The 17,384-nt window shown below is 59.0% G+C and carries 15 protein-coding genes and 1 tRNA gene; 8 read left to right on the forward strand and 8 right to left on the reverse strand.

Annotated features, from left to right (window positions below; translation table 11 throughout):
- Positions 1 to 16 precede the first annotated feature (16 nt).
- On the reverse strand, positions 17 to 1,279 hold the full coding sequence (gene mtaB, locus JL2886_RS10290; RefSeq protein ID WP_065271917.1) for a tRNA (N(6)-L-threonylcarbamoyladenosine(37)-C(2))-methylthiotransferase MtaB: 1,263 nt from the start codon (positions 1,277 to 1,279) through the stop codon (positions 17 to 19).
- Entirely contained in the window at positions 1,276 to 2,118 is an 843-nt protein-coding gene (gene dapF, locus JL2886_RS10295; RefSeq protein ID WP_065271918.1) for a diaminopimelate epimerase, read from the reverse strand. Before dapF ends, mtaB begins: the two co-directional genes overlap by 4 nt.
- Before the next feature lie 188 nt (positions 2,119 to 2,306).
- On the opposite strand from dapF, the gene JL2886_RS10300 reads away from it, so the two are divergent.
- A tRNA-Lys gene (locus tag JL2886_RS10300) sits at positions 2,307 to 2,382 on the forward strand.
- A 4-nt stretch (positions 2,383 to 2,386) separates the two neighbouring features.
- On the opposite strand, the gene JL2886_RS10305 is transcribed toward JL2886_RS10300, so the two are convergent.
- From JL2886_RS10305 to JL2886_RS19445, 3 genes are read right to left on the reverse strand one after another with little or no spacing between them, the layout of a single operon-like run.
- Positions 2,387 to 3,505: a tyrosine-type recombinase/integrase gene (locus JL2886_RS10305; RefSeq protein WP_065271919.1), complete on the reverse strand. Its 1,119-nt coding sequence runs from the start codon at positions 3,503 to 3,505 to the stop codon at positions 2,387 to 2,389.
- A complete protein-coding gene (locus JL2886_RS19440; RefSeq protein ID WP_156767919.1) occupies positions 3,502 to 3,675 on the reverse strand; it encodes a hypothetical protein in 174 nt (57 codons plus the stop codon). The genes JL2886_RS10305 and JL2886_RS19440 overlap by 4 nt, the downstream gene beginning before the upstream one ends.
- A gap of 16 nt (positions 3,676 to 3,691) precedes the next feature.
- On the reverse strand, positions 3,692 to 3,931 hold the full coding sequence (locus JL2886_RS19445; RefSeq protein WP_133245379.1) for a hypothetical protein: 240 nt from the start codon (positions 3,929 to 3,931) through the stop codon (positions 3,692 to 3,694).
- 138 nt (positions 3,932 to 4,069) lie between these two features.
- Between JL2886_RS19445 and JL2886_RS10310 the strand changes: the two genes are divergently transcribed.
- From JL2886_RS10310 to JL2886_RS10335, 6 genes are all read left to right on the forward strand, one after another.
- On the forward strand, positions 4,070 to 4,492 hold the full coding sequence (locus tag JL2886_RS10310) for a helix-turn-helix domain-containing protein (protein WP_065271920.1): 423 nt from the start codon (positions 4,070 to 4,072) through the stop codon (positions 4,490 to 4,492).
- 2 nt (positions 4,493 to 4,494) lie between these two features.
- A complete protein-coding gene (locus JL2886_RS10315; RefSeq protein ID WP_133245380.1) occupies positions 4,495 to 4,857 on the forward strand; it encodes a hypothetical protein in 363 nt (120 codons plus the stop codon).
- A 25-nt stretch (positions 4,858 to 4,882) separates the two neighbouring features.
- A complete protein-coding gene (locus JL2886_RS10320; RefSeq protein ID WP_065271922.1) occupies positions 4,883 to 8,077 on the forward strand; it encodes a site-specific DNA-methyltransferase in 3,195 nt (1,064 codons plus the stop codon).
- 3 nt (positions 8,078 to 8,080) lie between these two features.
- Positions 8,081 to 10,855 carry a BPTD_3080 family restriction endonuclease gene (locus JL2886_RS10325; RefSeq protein ID WP_065271923.1) on the forward strand — a complete coding sequence of 925 codons (2,775 nt, stop codon included), beginning with the start codon at positions 8,081 to 8,083 and terminating at the stop codon, positions 10,853 to 10,855.
- Positions 10,856 to 11,004: 149 nt separating this feature from the next.
- A complete protein-coding gene (locus JL2886_RS10330) occupies positions 11,005 to 11,433 on the forward strand; it encodes a hypothetical protein (RefSeq protein WP_133245381.1) in 429 nt (142 codons plus the stop codon).
- Between the two features lie 38 nt (positions 11,434 to 11,471).
- A complete protein-coding gene (locus JL2886_RS10335; protein ID WP_156767920.1) occupies positions 11,472 to 12,272 on the forward strand; it encodes a hypothetical protein in 801 nt (266 codons plus the stop codon).
- A 330-nt stretch (positions 12,273 to 12,602) separates the two neighbouring features.
- On the opposite strand, the gene JL2886_RS19220 is transcribed toward JL2886_RS10335, so the two are convergent.
- Genes JL2886_RS19220 through JL2886_RS10360 form a run of 3 tightly spaced genes read right to left on the reverse strand, consistent with a single transcriptional unit; the run spans position 12,603 to position 15,377 of the window.
- On the reverse strand, positions 12,603 to 14,159 hold the full coding sequence (locus tag JL2886_RS19220; protein ID WP_082996055.1) for a relaxase/mobilization nuclease domain-containing protein: 1,557 nt from the start codon (positions 14,157 to 14,159) through the stop codon (positions 12,603 to 12,605).
- Positions 14,153 to 14,581: a plasmid mobilization protein gene (locus JL2886_RS10355; RefSeq protein ID WP_165832686.1), complete on the reverse strand. Its 429-nt coding sequence runs from the start codon at positions 14,579 to 14,581 to the stop codon at positions 14,153 to 14,155. Before JL2886_RS10355 ends, JL2886_RS19220 begins: the two co-directional genes overlap by 7 nt.
- A gap of 19 nt (positions 14,582 to 14,600) precedes the next feature.
- Entirely contained in the window at positions 14,601 to 15,377 is a 777-nt protein-coding gene (locus JL2886_RS10360) for a helix-turn-helix domain-containing protein (protein ID WP_065271929.1), read from the reverse strand.
- A 516-nt stretch (positions 15,378 to 15,893) separates the two neighbouring features.
- On the opposite strand from JL2886_RS10360, the gene JL2886_RS10365 reads away from it, so the two are divergent.
- Positions 15,894 to 17,090, forward strand: coding sequence for a class I SAM-dependent methyltransferase (locus tag JL2886_RS10365; protein WP_082996056.1), 1,197 nt, complete (start codon positions 15,894 to 15,896; stop codon positions 17,088 to 17,090).
- Positions 17,091 to 17,384: the final 294 nt, after the last annotated feature.

Genomic DNA, 17,384 nt, shown 5'->3' on the forward strand with positions numbered 1-17,384 from the left:
AGGGAGGGCCGATTATTCAGGCAGTCAGCTGGCCCTTGGAGGCGCCTGTGATCACCGCAGTCACGATCTGCCCCTCATCCTGCGCCGCTTCGAAGGTCACCTCAGTGAACTGCTCTGTGCGGCCCATATGGGGGTTTTCCATCAGGATCCGATGCGTGCGCCCTACCTGCGCAGCAAGGTGTTTCTGAACCTGCGCATCGCCTGCGGCGCGCAGACGGGCAGCGCGTTCCTTGATCACCTTGCCATCCACCTGCTTCGGGATTTTCGCCGCAGGCGTGCCTTCCCGTTTCGAGTAGGGAAAGACATGCAGCCAGGTCAGATCGCAATCCGTCACCAGCTTCAGCGAGTTTTCGAAATGCGCCTCACTCTCGGTCGGAAAACCGGCAATGATATCGGCACCAAAGGTCATGTCGGGGCGCAGTTTGCGCGCCTCCTCAGCAAACCGGATGGCATCGTCGCGCAGATGGCGCCGGGCCATGCGTTTCAGAATCATGTCGTCGCCATGCTGCAGGCTCAGGTGCAGATGCGGCATCAGGCGCGGCTCGGTGGCGATGGCCTGCATCAGGTTCTCGTCCACCTCGATCGAATCGATGGATGAAATGCGCAGACGCGGCAGATCCGGCACCAGTTTCAGGATCCGCATCACCAGATCGCCCAGTTTCGGCTCAGCAGGCAGATCCGCCCCCCAAGAGGTCAGATCCACCCCGGTCAGCACCACCTCGTTATAGCCCTTGTCCACCAGCCGCTTGATCTGATCCACCACCACACCGGCAGGGACCGAGCGGGAATTGCCGCGGCCATAGGGGATGATGCAGAAGGTGCAGCGGTGATCGCAGCCGTTCTGAACCTGAACATAGGCGCGGGAGCGGGTGCCGAATCCATCGATCAGGTGGCCTGCGGTTTCGGTAACCGACATGATGTCATCGACCTGAACCTTCTCGGTCTCGCCAATGAAATCAGGCCCCTTTGCGATCTCAGCCCAGGTATCCGGTTGCATTTTCTCGGTATTGCCGATGACGCGGGTAACCTCTTCCATCGCGGCAAAGGTCTCGGGCTCGGTCTGGGCGGCGCAGCCGGTGACGATGATCGGCGCCTCCGGGTTTTCCCGGCGCAGGCGACGGATTTCCTGGCGCGCCTTGCGCACCGCCTCGGCCGTCACCGCGCAGGTGTTCACCACCACGGCATCCTCCAGCCCCGCCGCGCGGGACAGTTCCTTCATCGCCTCGGTTTCATAGGCGTTGAGGCGGCAGCCAAGCGTGGTGAACTTGGGCGCTGTCATCGCAGCGAATCCAGAAATTCAGCGGTGAGGGTGCCGCTGAAGACATGCATTGTCGGGCCGGTCATCCAGACACCATCCTCGCGCCAGTCGATCCACAGGGTGCCCCCATCCAGGTCAATGCGCACCCGGCGCCCTGTGAGCCCCCTGCGAGCCGCTGCAACCGCTGTGGCGCAGGAGGAGGAGCCAGAGGCCAGAGTCACGCCCACACCGCGCTCCCACACCCGCATACGGATATGATCGGGGCCGACAATATGGGCCACCTGCACGTTGGTACGTTCAGGATAGAGCGGATGATGCTCATAACGCGGGCCGAACTCCGCCAGCGGGATGAGATCGGCGTCCTCGACAAAGAAGGTACAATGGGGATTGCCCATACCAGTGGCCGTCGGCCCGCCCTCGATCGGCAGCTCCAGCGTGTCCATCTCCTCGGCCAGCGGAATTTCCTGCCAGTCCAGCTGCGGCTGGCCCATATTGACCGAAGTCAGGCCCTCGCCCGCATCGCGCGCATACAGATCACCGCGGTCGGTGGTCAGGTGCAGCGCATCCTTGCCGGTCTCAAGCATCAGGTGGCGGGCAATGCACCGGGTGGCATTGCCACAGGCCGCCGAGGTCGAGCCATCCGCATTGTAGAAGGTCAGATGCGCATCGCCTGCACCGTTTGAGATCACAGCGAGTTGATCGAACCCCACACCGAACTGTCGGTGTGCGATTCCCTGCGCCAGCGCGGGCGTGATCGCGATATCCTGCACACGCGCATCCACAACGACAAAGTCGTTGCCCAGCCCGTGCATCTTCATGAAGGGGAAACCGATGTTTTCTGTCATGCTCATGGCGGGCATATAGACCCCGCGCAAAGATGAATCCAGCCTTGTGCCAATAAACTTGAAAAAAGGGGTTGACCCCCCGCCGTACTCCCCCTAGATACGCCGCCTATCGGGACAGCATGGATGACCAAGCCAAGCGACACCGACGCGAATTAAGCGCTTGATCCTTCGGGAGTATTTCGCTTAGACAGCATAAAGATAGTGGGCCGTTAGCTCAGTTGGTAGAGCAACTGACTTTTAATCAGTGGGTCGCAGGTTCGAATCCTGCACGGCTCACCACTTCTCATAAATTATCCTTTCCCTGCTTGGGGTTGGTGTCAGAATTGACGAACCTCTCGGAAAGGTTCGCCAAATTGCGCTCGCCATTGGGGCGGGCGATCAGTTTCTCAATCGCGGAATCGGCCATGCCTTCGCGGCCAGCGGCCTCGGTGTAGCGCTGCACGAGGGCCAGTGTTTTATGCCCTGTGACCGCGCCGATCTCGTGCGCAGTAGCCCCGGCCTCGGCCAGACGGCGTGCACAGGCCTTGCGCAGCCCATGGGCCGAGCACTGGGGCAGTTTCGCGTCTTCTGTCCATCGCTGCATGAGATTGCCCAGACCACCGGCGGATCGCATCGTGCCCTTCTGGGTGGCTAGGAAGGGCTGGTCCTTCGGCAACTTGTCCAGAACCTCCGCCAAGTCCGGATGGATCGGCACGGAAACCAGCACCCCGCCTGAGCGTTGCGTCTTCTGCCGCCGGTACTCGATCTTGCCGTTGCGGACGTTCTTCGGCCCCAGCTTCACCGCATCGACACGCGCCGCGCCGGTATAGAGCATCAACGTCACCGCCGTATGTGCAAGCGTGCCGGGCTTGTGGGCCTTGAAAAACTGAGCCAACTCATCCTCGTCCCAAGTATGGAAACCGTCACCGCCAACGCGAAAGGGCTTCGTCGCGCGTGCAGGGTTGTCACCGCGCCAGTCGAGCGTGATCGCAAAATCCATCAACTGGATCAGCCGCTTGCGCAGGTTGTTTGCCGCGGTGGGTGTCTCGGCCTTCTCCGCCAGGATTGTCTGCACATGCCGCCGCTGCATCAAGCGCACCGGCTTGTCGCCATGCTCCTCCCGGAATTTCTCTACAATCCCGCGATAGACTCTCTGCGTGCTTGGCGCGAGATCGAGGAACTCGGGCGAGCGATACCAAAGCGCGACAAGCTGGCTGACACTGTAGGGCTTGGTCCGGTCTGCCCCAATCAGCCCGCGCGTCTTGTGGCCATTTACAGCGTCTTCGTATCGCCGGACAAACTCCTCGGACCCGTAGTCGCTCCCCAACTCAGCTGAGAATCCACCCTTCCGAAACCGCCACCGCCGCTTCCCGTGCCGGTCAAAATAGGCCGTTGCGCCAGGAAACTGCTTACGGCGTTTCACGGGCGATCCCAGGGGTTGCTGACCTCGTCCATCTGCTTCTCAGTGCTGTAGATCACAACCTTGCCGTCCCGGCTGATCTCGGACCGCACGACCGGAATGCCTGCATCCCGGTACGCCTTGAGGTATCGTGTCAATTCGCTCTGCGTCAGGGTCGCGCGGGGCATGGCCATGGTGTGTCCCTTTCCGTCAGAGGCTGTGGTGCTGCGGCTCGCCCAAGGGCAGGCGCGGCTGGTCGCTATCAGGACGTTTCACCCTCGTCGCGTTCCTCTGGAACCGCTCCCAACCGCTCATGGTCAACATCTTGGTCTTCGAGGATATCTCGACGAACTCCAGCCGTCCGTCGTTCATGAGCGCGCGAATTTGCGCAGGGCTTAGCCCAACGATCTCGCTAAGTTGTTTGGGTGAAAGCAGACGTTCTCGTTCCAAAATAGCCTCCTTCGCCTGTGGTTGAAGGGAATCGCTTGTTTCGCATCATCTGGCATGGTCAGATGGCGAAAGAAGCGAAAAAGTGTCATTTTGTGCATATTTGCTAAATACGACACGAACGTCAATTGGAATCTGCTTATGGCGCGAGAAACGTCTGATTTGTTTGTTGGGGTCGGGGCCAGGCTCGCGATCACACGCAGTGACATCGGGCTTTCGCAAACCGACATGGCCAAGGAAATCGGCGTCTCGCTGCGGGCATATCACAGTTACGAAAAGGGTGAACGCGGGCTGCCGATCGAGGCTCTGGTCGCGATCCATGACAAATTCGGATCGGATGTGAACTGGATTCTCCTCGGCACCAAAGCGGCCCGCGTCGAGCATGACATCGACGCGCTGGAAGCGTTTGAAACCTCGCTTGACCGGTTCCTCACCGAACAGGGCATCCGGATCAAAAGCGAAAAGCGCGGTGCCATCGTCGCGCGCTGGTATCGGTCGCTCCTCGACGGAAAAGAGATCGAAATGGAAAACGTCCACACGTGGATCGAATTATTGAGGGAATAGAAGTGCAGGTTATTCAGTCGCCCCAGTGGCACCGTCAGAATTTGGTCACGTTGGAGCGTATCCACCAGGACATTGCGCGCTTTACCGGGCCGGTCTTTCACATCGTCACCATCGCGGCGGCGATTTATCTGCCATGCTATGCCAAACTGATGCTGTTCTCTGTTCCCGGCGCGCTTGACCCGATGATGGTGCTGCTGGCCCTGTCTGCGGTTGCGCTTGTGCTGGTCTCTCCGGCCTTCGCCCTGGCGGCGACGGTGGAGGTCTATTTTACCCGCCGGATCGCCCGAGCATCGCGGGTTGGTGCATCGCATTTCCATGATGCAACCGTCGGGTGTTCCCGCTATGGTTCGTCAAAAAGAACATAAGTGATTTCAAGGGTAAGGGGCGCATATGGCATCCGATCTTTCTGACCTGATCCTCTCTCTAACGCCCGAGGATGGTTCTTCCATCGGCAATGGCGCGATGCTGGCGCGGCTGCGGGATCATATTCCGACCCTGACCGAGGAAGCCTATGCCGAGGCGAGAGATGCGCTGATCGACGAAGGCACGCTGGGCCGTGGCAAGGGGCGTGGCGGGTCGGTCTATCGGGCGGATGTTGTTGATCTGGAACTGACGGCTCCGGTGGCAAAGGAACCGAAGGCCACCACCGGCACGCGCAAGAAGGCCAGCCGCAAATCGGATGAGCCGACCGAGGTGCTGTCCTATCGTCACGACGAAACGCGCGTGAACAATCCCGAGGTGGGGATGGTGCATGCCGACACCGACCCGGATGGGGAGAAATCCACCTGGGCCTATGACCCGCATCTGGACCCGGTGCTGAACTTTGACAGCGCGCGCGGGGCGATTGAGACGCTGATTGATGACGCATTGGCCAGTGACGATCCGGAGCGGATGAAGGACGCGCTGACGGAACTCAAACGCCTGCAGGCCCCTTACCTGAACTGGACGGGCAAGGCGGAGAAGACGAGCTTTGAGGTCGATACCGTCTCGCTCCACGTCCATGAACGGGTGGACCCGGCGACGATCCTGGCCAATGCGGCCAGGCGGCTGAAGGGGCAGGATGCGGCGACGCAATGGCGGCAACCGGACTTGTTCGCCGCCCCGTTTGAGAACCTGCCGCTGCGCCAAGCGCTGGATTTCTACCATCACGAAAAGGGCTGGTCGAACCGGCTGGTGGCGGGGGACAGCCTGCTGGTGATGAACTCGCTCCTGACCAAGGAGAGCATGGGCGGCAAGGTGCAGATGATCTATATCGACCCGCCCTATGGCATCAAATACGGGTCGAACTTTCAGCCTTTTACGAACAAGCGCGACGTGAAGGACCGGTCAGACGCCGACCTGACGCAAGAGCCCGAGATGATCAAGGCGTTCCGGGACACTTGGGAACTGGGCATCCATTCCTACCTCACCTATCTGCGCGACCGGCTGATGCTGGCGAGGGAATTGCTGACCGAGAGCGGGTCGGTGTTCGTGCAGATTTCGGATGAAAATTTGCACCACGTTCGGGAGTTGATGGAGGAAGTCTTTGGCGCTGAAAACTATGCTGGACTGATTGCCTACAGCGCTACCACAGGACAAACATCCGGGCTGTTGGCGCAAATCACGGATTACATTCTTTGGTATGGCAAGGACAAAAGCCAGCTGAAGCACAATCGGTTGCTTACCGTGGGCCCTGCAATTGACAATCCGAAGGAACGGTATGTCTGCGTAGAGACTCCTGAAGGCCACATCATTGACTTGTCCGTAAAACAAAAAACCGGCGAAGAAGATTTCCCTGATGGCCGAATTCTAAAGCTTGAAAACCCATCGTCACAGTCGGGCGACGAAAACAGCCGACGACAATTCACTGCCTTCAAGAAGACCTTCAAACCCGGTGGGAGTCGTGGCTGGTCAACTAGCGTCGATGAAGGAATGCCAAGGGTCCTTAGGGCTGGCTATTTTCGTCAGCAAGGTAATTCGCTCTGGTGGAAGTCTTATCGGGATAGCGGCCGTGTTCGTCCGCTCAACTCACTTTGGACTGACACGAGACAAAATGCCTTTGGAGATGGCAAAGTTTACGTTGTGCAGACTGCTCCCAATGCAATTGAACGCTGTCTCCTGATGACCACCGATCCCGGCGACCTGGTACTCGATCCCACCTGCGGCTCCGGCACCACCGCTTTCGTCGCCGAGAAATGGGGGCGGCGGTGGATCACCTGTGACACCTCGCGCGTGGCGGTCACGTTGGCCAAGCAGCGGCTGATGACCGCCAGTTTCGATTACTACGCCCTGCGCTATCCCCATGAGGGGCTGAAGGGCGGCTTCGACTATGAAACCGTGCCGCATATCACGCTGAAATCCATCGCCAACAACCCCGACATCGACACGATCCATGACGAGGATCATCCCAAGATCGCGGCGGCGCTGGACGATTTGAACGCCGCGCTCAAATCCGCGCCCCCGCTGCCGATCAAGCCCACGCAAGGCTATCGCAAGGGCAAACAGGTCTCATTCCGCGATGGCGACGTGCTGGAGGAATGGGAGGTGCCGTTTGACCTGCCCGAGGGTTGGCCCGAGGCGGCCAAGGCCCCGTTCGAGGCATTCCACAAAGCCCGCCAAGCCATGCAGCGCCGCATGGACCAATCCATCGCCGATCACGCCGATCAGGAAACGCTCTACGACAAGCCCCGCATCGACAAGAACAAGCTGCGGATCACCGGCCCGTTCAGCGTTGAGGCAGTGCCTGCGCCTACGGTGCTGTCCCTCGACGAAACCCTGCCGGCGGAAGAGGCTGACAGCACCGTTGCCCGCTCTGGCGAGACCTCGCGCCAGTCGCTTTGGCGCGATGAGCTGCTGAAAACCGGTGTGCGCGGCAAGGGCGGCAACATGATGCGCTTTGCCGAGTTCGAGGTGATCCCCGGCACCAAGTTCCTCCATGCCAGCGGCTCGGTCGCAGATACAGGCGAGCGCGTGGTGGTAAGTTTCGGCCCCGAACATGCCGCGTTGGAGCAGCGCCAGGTCGAAGAGGCAATGAACGAAGCCTACACGCTGATGCCGAAGCCAAAGTTCCTGCTGTTCTGCGCCTTCACCTTTGACCCGGAGGCCGCCAAGGACATCGATGAGATGAACGTGCCGGGCATGACCTTCCTCAAGGTTCAGATGAACACGGACCTGCTGACCGAGGATCTGAAGAAGAAGCGGGCGAGCAATGAATCGTTCTGGCTGATGGGCCAGCCCGAGGTCGAGTTGCGCAAGCGCGGTGATGGGATGTGGGAGGTCGAGGTGCATGGCTTCGACTACTTCAACCCCAAGAATGGAAAGGTCGAGGGCGGAGGCAAGAAGCAGATCGCCATGTGGTCGCTGGATCAGGACTACGATCAACGGTCATTGATGCCGCATCAGGTGTTCTTTCCCATGGCCGATGCCAAGGGCGGCTGGAACCGGCTGAAAAAGACAATCCGCGCGGAGTTGGACGAAGACCTGCTGGAGCAGTTCCACGGCACGGTGTCGTTGCCGTTCGAGGCCGGTGACAACAAGCGGATCGCGGTGAAGATCGTGGATGATCGGGGCATCGAGTCCCTCAAGATCGTCGCGCTGGAGGGATAAGCCATGTCCCTGATCATCAACCGCCCGTGGGAGCGGCCAGAGCAGCACTGGGTCGAGGGCAAAGGCGGCAAGCTGGAGATCAAGCCGAAGCGGCGGCCTGCCAGTTACGAGGTCTTCGACGCGCGCAACAACACCAAGCGTACAGAAGTGCTGGCCATGGTCAACACGATCCGCGACCGCGTGGATCAGTGGCGCGAGGACGGCTATCCGGGCGTGACAATTGTGACGCGTAAGTTGTTGGAGCATTGGCATGATGAGACGGCGCGCCAACATCCGTTCTATTTCTGCCAGTTGGAAGCGATTGAGACACTGATCTGGTGGGTCGAGGGCGCGGAAGCCTACAAGCAGGGTATCCATGTGCCCGGCGATGGCGGTGCCTGGGAGCGGCTCTGCAACAAGATGGCGACCGGCGCGGGCAAGACGACGGTGATGGCGATGATCATCACGTGGCAGGTGCTGAACGCGCTGACCTATCCCAAGCGAAACAAGGATTTCAGCCGCGCGGTGTTCATCGTGGCCCCTGGCCTGACGGTGAAGGGCCGGTTGCAGGTGCTAATGCCGTCTGAGGGCAGTTACTACGATGAGTTCAATCTGTGCCCCTCGGAGTCGATGCGCCAGAAGCTGAATCAGGCCGAGGTGCTGATCGAGAACTGGCACACGCTGATGCCGTTGAAGGAAGTGCAGCGGTCGGTCGTTCAGAAGGGCAAGGAGTCCGACGAGGCCTTCACCCGTCGCGTTCTGGGCAAGCTGGCCGCGCACAAGGACATCATCGTCATCAACGACGAGGCGCACCACGCTTATCGGAAGCCGCCTGAGCTGAAGATTTCCAAGAAGCAGGCAGCGGATCAAGGTATCGACCTGGACGAGGCCACGCGCTGGATCGAAGGCTTGGACCGCATCCACAAAACGCGGCGCATCCAACGTTGTTTCGATCTGTCCGCGACGCCATTTGCCCCGACGGGCAAGAAGAGCACTGACACGGCATTGTTCGATTGGATCATCTCGGATTTCGGGCTGAATGACGCAATTGAGGCGGGGCTGGTGAAGACGCCGCGCGTTGTGGTGCGGGATGATGCGCTGCCAGATGCCAAAACGCTGCAATCAAGGCTCTACCACATCTATCGTGACAAGTCGGTCTCCGAAGACCTGAACCGTGCCAAGGCTGAACCGCACGAAGCTTTGCCAAAGCTGGTTCAGGACGCTTACACGCTGCTTGGGGCGGATTGGCGTGAGACGGCAAAGGACTGGGCCGAAGCCGGGCATCACTCGCCGCCGGTCATGTTGACAGTCTGCAATCGGACAGAGACAGCAGCCCGGATTGAAAACTATTTCAACCAGGGCGATGCCCATTGGCCGGAGCTTCAGGCCCCGAATAAAACCCTTCGCGTTGACTCGAAGGTGCTGGACAAGGCGGAGATTGGCGAAGCAGCAACGTCGGACAAGGCGTATGATCAGCGCCTTCAGGAGATCGTTGAGGCCTCTGACATTCCTGAAACGAGGAAGCGTCAGCTCGGCGAGCTGAAGAAGGAAGAACTGCTCCGCGAGATCATCGACAATGTCGGCAAACGCGGTCAGGCCGGGCAAGACCTTCAGAACGTGATTTCGGTGGCGATGCTATCCGAGGGGTGGGATGCAAAGAACGTCACCCACATCATGGGTCTGCGCGCCTTCACGTCGCAGTTGCTGTGCGAACAAGTCGTTGGTCGGGGACTTCGGCGGGTTTCCTATGATACCGACGAGAATGGTCTGTTTCTACCGGAATACGTGAACGTCTTCGGCGTTCCTCTTTCAATCTCCGAAGCTGGGGAACCCGGTGAAGCGCCACCTCCGCCTAAACCGACAACACAGATTGAAGTCATTCCTGAACGTGCCAATCTGGAGATCAAATGGCCGAACGTGGTTCGTGTCGAGTCGGTTGTCCGTCGCGAGTTGTCTGTCGAATGGTCGGCCGTTGAGACGCTTACGCTTGATCCTGCCTCCACGCCCATCAGCGCGGACCTAGCCCCTGCTCTAGGCGGTGCAACCGACATGGGCAAAGTTTCCTCGATTGACTTGGAAAAGCTCCCGGACGGCTTCAGGCTTCAACGCCTCGTGTTTCAAGCAGCCCGAAAGGGGTTCGCTGGTCTGTCTCATAGCTTCAAAGGGTCGGAAGACCTGCTTGCCGCGCAACTTGTCCGGATAGTCGAAGAATTCATCGACTCCGGGGCGCTGCATGTTCCGTCGCTTTTCCACTCCGATCCTCTAAGGCGTCGCATTCTGATCGCACTCAACATCGATCTGGTTGTTCAGCATCTCATGCAAAGCGTTTTTGAGCAGAACAGGACAAAGTTGACGCCGATCTTCGACGAAGAAAACCCAATCGGCTCCACGGGACAAATGCGCACCTGGTACACGACCAAGCCCAACTTCCCTGCTTTTAAGTCACATATCAGCCATTTGGTGGGGGATTCCTCCTGGGAAGGGCATGCAGCCAATGTGTTTGAGCAGTCAGACGAAGTATTGGCGTATGCGAAGAACGATCACCTCGGATTTCAAATTCAGTATTTGTGGTCTGGCTCTCGTCGGCGATACATTCCTGATTTTCTAGTGAAGCTCACCAGCGGAAAGCTTTTGGCGTTGGAGATCAAAGGTACGGACAGCCCACAGAACAAGGCAAAAAGAGATGCGTTGGCAGAGTGGGTGGAGGCGGTGAATGATGTGGGAGGGTTTGGGCTGTGGTCTTGGGATGTGGCTTTTGCGCCAGCGGAGATAAAGGACATTGTTTTGAGGCACGTTTGATCGGCGTTACAACGCAGGCTGAAAGAAGTGTGCTCCATCTATCTGGCGTTGCACTTCCCATGAAAGTGTTCATGGAAGCAAAGAAATAGTTTACTGAAAGGCCATTTGAAGTAGTGGTCGTCGGCAATGAGGAAAGGAAAAGGTACCCAATGGACGAGAAGCAGCTCAGAGATTTCTTAGTTGAGCGCGTGAATGCTCATTGGCAAACGCCAAAGAAGCTACTGCTGCTGGCCGATGTCCCCAGCGAGCTCAAGGAGCATAAGGATCTGGACTACAAGGACATTTTGGGAGACAAGCGACTGAAGTCATTTGCAGAAGAAATGCAAGGAGACGGAGGCTTCAAGCTTATCCAACATCCTAGCCAAAAGGCAAAGCTTGCTCTTGTGCCTTTTGATGCAGACTACGAATTTCCCGAGGTTAGCCTCGATGCAGGTGGTGGCAAAAGAAGGGGTGATTTACCCGGAAATCACCGCAAGGTAACACTGGATTTTCTTTCGATCGTAAAGTCTTTGCCTGAAAAGGACCAATCAGAGATCATCATTCCTGCTAGAATTATTGCCAAGCTCATTTCCGACTAATGGAGATACTGCTTCTTGTTGCGACTCGTGACGATTCGTTGCGGCAGTTCGTAGGTGCTCAAAAGAACAAAACCTTCCCGCAAGAAGCCTTCAAGCGAGGATTTCTTGCGCAGAGGAAGGTGCGTCAAGTCGTCAATGCAGTTGATGTTCGTGAGTTTACCACGTCGGATGACTTAGAAGCATTTGTTGAGCAGAGGCTCGGCAGTGCTGATGGTTTGTTGCTTCTTATTGATCAGGAGAGTGCGGGCCTAGCTAAGTGCATCCGATCAGCTGCTTTGGTTTGTGAAATCGATGTCACTCGGGCTTCGAGAAACTATCAGAATTTTTTGCACGATAGGCTCAGCAAGCTTGCAAAAACAATCAATTACTTGGCGCGTCACTTCAACGATGGCTCAGACGCGCCGTTGTTGTCTTTGCCGCTTAGAAATTTCAAGTGTCCTGCGCTTGCAGGTTTACAGGAGACAATTGCCGCCGATCCGTGCAATTCGCAGATTGCTGATAGCGTCGACGCGAGTCTGCAGAGGCTCCGCCGACGCGTAAGACCTCGGAAGAAGACAAGCTACAAAACCAAGTACGCTGTTGACGACAAGGAACGATTCTTTGTCTTCGGGAAGGAGAAGCACGCGCTTCCCGATTCTGGAGCGCCGCACAGGCGCTCGTGCAAATTAAACAGCTGTTTTCGTTTCGGATGCCGGATTGATGATACACGGCACTTCAATGTCTCGGAAGGTGAAGGCGACACCACCACCATTTCTGGCGAGTTCACCGATTGCCACGGCGACAAACGGAGTGTGGCCGGCGGCACGCATATCAATATGTTTTCAAACGATTTCTTCTGAAAATGAAAAGGAGGACTGCAACACAGCCCTCCTTAGGTATTCAGAATTTCGTTGCCTATCACGTCTCTCACTTCCGCTGCGGCAGTCAGCCAAATCGACTCCAGAACATGGTTCCGGTCTCTCCAGCATCCCATCCAACACTCTGGCGCACCGATGCTCAAGCGTGATGTTGAGTTCCATCGTTTCGCGCAAAAGTGCGTGTAGGCACGAACTGTAGATAAGAAAATACGGGGCAAATGTCAATTTTTTCTCAATGACTGATGCCAAGGCAACGGTGGAGAACCGGCTACCGCTTCGGATTCCTAGCAGATTTTGCAATTCTTCAATAGACTAATGCGTCAGCCCCCGGTCCATGTCCCGCTCCCGCGCCTCTAGCTCTGTTTCAGCCACTCTTCGGCGTCCTTCGCTAAGCTCAAGCTCTCGTTCAACTTCGCGTCCAGCGCGTTGTAGGTGGCCTCTTCGCTCAGCAAGCCACGCAACGCCTGCATTGACGCGATCTGCGAGCGTATGAGCAACGTCGCGCAACCCGCGATACCATCCAACTGGGCTTGCAGCCTCTTCGTCGAGCGCGCCTCTAACCCGCTCAATTCCTGCGCTGAGGTTTCGCAGGCCGTCACCAACCGCTCGACGCAGGCGAGCAAGTCGCGCTCCAAGGCTGTCAGGGGCGTCGTCATTCATCTCTCCTCGATCTTGATGCAGATGACTGGCGTCCCGGCCAGTGTGCAGGTCTTCAGCTCGGTCCTGTCGGGGTCCAGAGTCAGCCAGGTCTGTTCCCCCTGGTCGATCCGCGTCAGGCCCAGTTCCGTCAGCTCCGAGCGCGTCAGCAGCACCGTCCAGAACCAGCTCACGGCCATCATCGAGGCGATCCCCGTCACGATCAGCCCCGAAATCACCCAAGGCGAGATCGTCAGCCAGCGCCTGATCTGTTCGGTCCGCGTCTCGAACAAGCTCCTGTTCTCGTTCAGGAAGCGGCGCGTATCGTTCTCGATGGTACGCCGCGCGTCGCTCGCAATGGTTGTCAAATCGGTCCTGAAGCTCTCCAGCTGGGATGCCATCGAGTCGGCGTAGTCCTGGCGTATCGTGTCCAGCTCCGCGTTCAATTTCTCGCTCAGCCGGGTCGGCTTGCCAGTCTTCATGGAAAACTTCTCCTTTCAGGCGCCAGCGCTCGCCGGTCTCGGGGTCCTGGGCAGTCAGGTAGGCCTTGCCGACGCGGGGCAACTCGAAGCCTGCGTCCGTGAGCACGTCGATCATGCTGGCGCGATCCTCGATCAGACCCATCGAAATCTGATCGAGGATCCACGCATGCAGCTCGTCGCGGCCATGGGCACGGGTCGGGGTCTCGATGGTGTCGCGCACCTCCTGCACGCGCTCCAGCTCCATCGGGTCGGCCCAGCCGTGCCGCTGGTTCATCATGTCGCGCAGGCTGTCATAGGTATCCTGATAGCCCGGCGGTGCGATGTTAAGGCTGCGCCCGGTGGTCAGCTCAAGGCGCGGTGTGCAGAAGTGCAGCTCTACGCGATCCTCGTGGCTGTGGCGGACCCAGAGAATGTCATACTGCTCGCCGTCCAGCCCGGCGAAGGCCAGCTGCTCGAAGGCATCCATGACCTCGGCCTGCTGCGCCTCACTGGGGGCATCCTGGGCGGCAAAGCTGATCACGCCAGCGCGGTAGCTCCATTGGTGGCGGCTGGCGTCGATCAGCGCCTCGGTGCGGCTCGGGTCGCCACGTAACACCTCGGGCAAGGGCTCGCGCGTCACCATCAAGAGCTGGCCGTCGGCATCGCGGATCAGGTCGCGGTTGCCGTCATAGGCCAGCACGCGCTCGGCCACGAGATAGCCGACCGGCCCCGCGCCCGCGCCTTTGCCATTGGGGAAGAACTTGATCAGCACCGCCGCGCCTCTTCGAGGAGCTGGGCAAGCTGGCGTTCGATCACCAGCAGGCGGCGCGCGACGGTCAGACTGTCGAGGTCGGTGCGCCCCGCCAGCATCGCGCGGTTCAGCCAGCGTGCGATCTGGTTGAGGTTGCCGCCAATGCGCCCGACCGCCAGCACCAGCGCCGGATCGACGCGCGGCACGGGCTTGCGGCGGCGCGCCTCGGTCAGGCCAAGCGCCTCACGCAGGAGCGTTGCGGCGGGCAGGCCTGCGGCCTCGGCCTTGGCGCGCAGCTCGGCTTTCTCAGCCGCCGTGCAACGGAAGACGAAGGTCTCCGTCAGCGGCTCCTTTGCGCGGGTCCTGCCCGCGCCGGTGGGGTTCGAAGGGGAGGCTTGCCGCCCCTCGCAAGGTCCCGTGTCATCCGCGCCAGCGTATGACATGGGTCGCCTTGCTGTTTCCTCAGATCGCATGGCGGTGCTCCGCGTTTTCAGACGTCTCGCGGATCAGATTCCGCAGGAAATCAAGCTGATCCCGCCATTCTGTGCTGCCCACTGGGGCCGGTGTCCGTGCCGGAAGCCAGTATCCCAAGTGATGTTCGTGCGGTGACATGGGCAGGCTGCGTTCCAGCGTGGTCATGCCTTCCCGAGCCAACCTCTCGTTCCAGTCACGGACAAAGCAGATGCCCCTCGGCACGAAGACCAGGTGCTGGCCGTCCGGGGCTCGTTTTGAGCGGGTTTCGCCGGATTGCCCTTCATCGGGCAAATCCGGCGCGGACGCGCGCCCTCGTTCTTTTCTAAGTTCTTGTTCTCTGTTCGGGGGGCGATCCTGTCCCCCTTTCGCGGACAGGTCTGTCCCGCTTTGCGGACAGGATTGTCCCCCTTTGGCGCGGCCAAGCGGGACAACCTTGTCCCCCTCCCGGCGACGCTCGGTTGCCCGTTTCATGGCCGCTTCGGTCGGACGATAACGCGACGAGTTCCCCTTGTTGGTCCCGCGCTCGATGGTCATGTAACCCGCCGCCTCGACCTTGTTCAGCGCCCGCTTGACCGACTTGGCGTGCTTGCCGATGGCCGCGCCGATGGTCTCGAACGAGGGGCGGCTCTCTCCGGTCTCATGGTCAGCATGTGCCAGCGCCAGGTAGAGCGCCACGCGCAGGGCGTTGTCGTCCAGCTCGTGGTCGGTGACCATCTCCAGCAGGTATTGCAGCTTGATCTTGCAGAAGGGCAGAAGCTCAGACATCGGCCCCTCCCGCGATTGCGATCACGGGTGCGATCTGGTATCCATTCAGAGCAAACTTTTCGATTTGGCCGTTGACGCGGGTGCCAGCCCAGTCAGCGGCCTTTCGGTTTCTGAGACCCCTGAAACGGTTCGCCGGAGGCCCGAAGAGCCCAATCATATCAAGGGGTGGGAATTTCCGGTTCGCCAGCGCAAGCCTTTGATTTCCCTCACCCCGTACAGTCCTGCACGGCTCACCACTTTCTTCAAGACACTCAAATCACTGATCACACACCGATAGATACATCGGTGCGAATGCTCCGGTTTTCTCGGACGCAAACCATCCCTGAACGACAACCACGCCTGCGCACGCTTGCCGCAACTGCCCAATCCAGACGCAGAAGTTCGGCGTGATTCCCTCTTCACAACCGCCCCCCCCCAACCTTCGCCCAAGGCACAAGCCATGCGGACCTCAAAGCTTTCCTTAATCCTCTTGTGGCAGGATTCGGGCACAAAAAGTGACTAGAAGGGTCAATCTGAATGACGAAGGCTTCAATTTCCTCCTGCCCGGTTTGCGAGAATGCACTTGGGAATCTGACGCTTGAGCGCCGCCCGCAGGTCCCCTCACTTCAGAATGTCGCTCTGGAAACCCCGGATGCCGCGCGAACATTTCCGACCGGGGCGCTGCATATCCTGCGGTGCGCTGCCTGTGGTTTCGTCTGGAACGATGAGTTTGACCCGTCCCATATTTCCTATGATGCCGGATACAACAACGACGTCACCGCATCACCCTATTACCTGGCCCACCTTGATGCCATGGCCGACCGAATTCTCGCCTCGGTGCCCGAAGATCAGCCCATTCACTATGTTGAAATCGGCTGTGGCGAGGGCGATTTCATGGCCCTGCTTCACGCGCGTGGAAAAGGCCGTGTTGCCTCGCTGACCGGATTTGACCCTTCGTTCACGGGCGATGACAACCTGCCTGACGGCGCCGTGGTCCACCGGGTCATGTTCACCCCCGATCAGATCGATAAAATTCCCGCAGAGGCCAATGTCATCTGCTCACGCCACACGATCGAGCATATCAACGATGTTCAGGCCTTTGCCGAGGCGCTGGCAGCGTCAATGACGCCGGAGCGGAGCCTTTTCCTGGAAACGCCGGACGCCGATTGGATTCTGCGCAACCTGGCCTTTCAGGACTTCTTCTACGAGCACTGCTCGATCTACACGCCAAGATCCGTTGCAACGCTTCTGGCCCGCCATGGCCTGGCCTGTGAGGTCGTGCCCGCCTATGACGATCAGTACATGTGGATCTCGGCCCGGATGATGCCGTCACAGGAGGCATCCGACCCCACCCTGCCGACAATCGACGATGCCGCAGCCAAACGGTATGTATCCGAGACCAATCAAATCAGGTCTCAGTGGCAAGGCTATCTTGAGACCCGGCGCAAGGTGGGGCCCATCGCGCTTTGGGGTGCGGCTTCCAAGGGCGTGACCTTTTCCCTGCTTTTCAACAGCACAGAGGACGCGCCGATTGACTTCGCCATTGATCTCAACACTGCAAAGCAAGGCTGTTTCATGCCGATAACCGCCACTCCGATCCTCCCGCCCGAAGCGGCGCGCGATCAGGGGGTGCGGACCATCATTATCATGAACCCCAATTACGAGGCCGAGATTCGCCAGCACATCAGCGACCTGGGCTGTGGCGACGTGGAAATCACAGTTCTCAATCACTAGCGGCAGATCCTAAAGGCGTATTCCCAGCATCGGGCGCGGCGTGAGCGCGATCACGCCGCGGGCCTGCCGTTGCGTCCGGCGTTTTCAGCTCTCCCTTTTTTCAACGAGGCGTCCGTGCGTTGCCCGCTGAAAAACAACCCTTGCCGCCACCCGCCAAGGCTGAGCGCGCCCGCTGCGCGTGAACCTTCGGCACACCCCCTCCTTCCCGCCTGCCTAAATTTTTGTCAGATTTTCCCGGTGGTCCGCCTGGATGATATCGAGGGCGTTGACAGCTGCTCAATTTGAACCAATAGT

Source organism: Phaeobacter gallaeciensis (genome assembly GCF_001678945.1).
GTDB classification, from domain to species: domain Bacteria; phylum Pseudomonadota; class Alphaproteobacteria; order Rhodobacterales; family Rhodobacteraceae; genus Phycobacter; species Phycobacter gallaeciensis_A.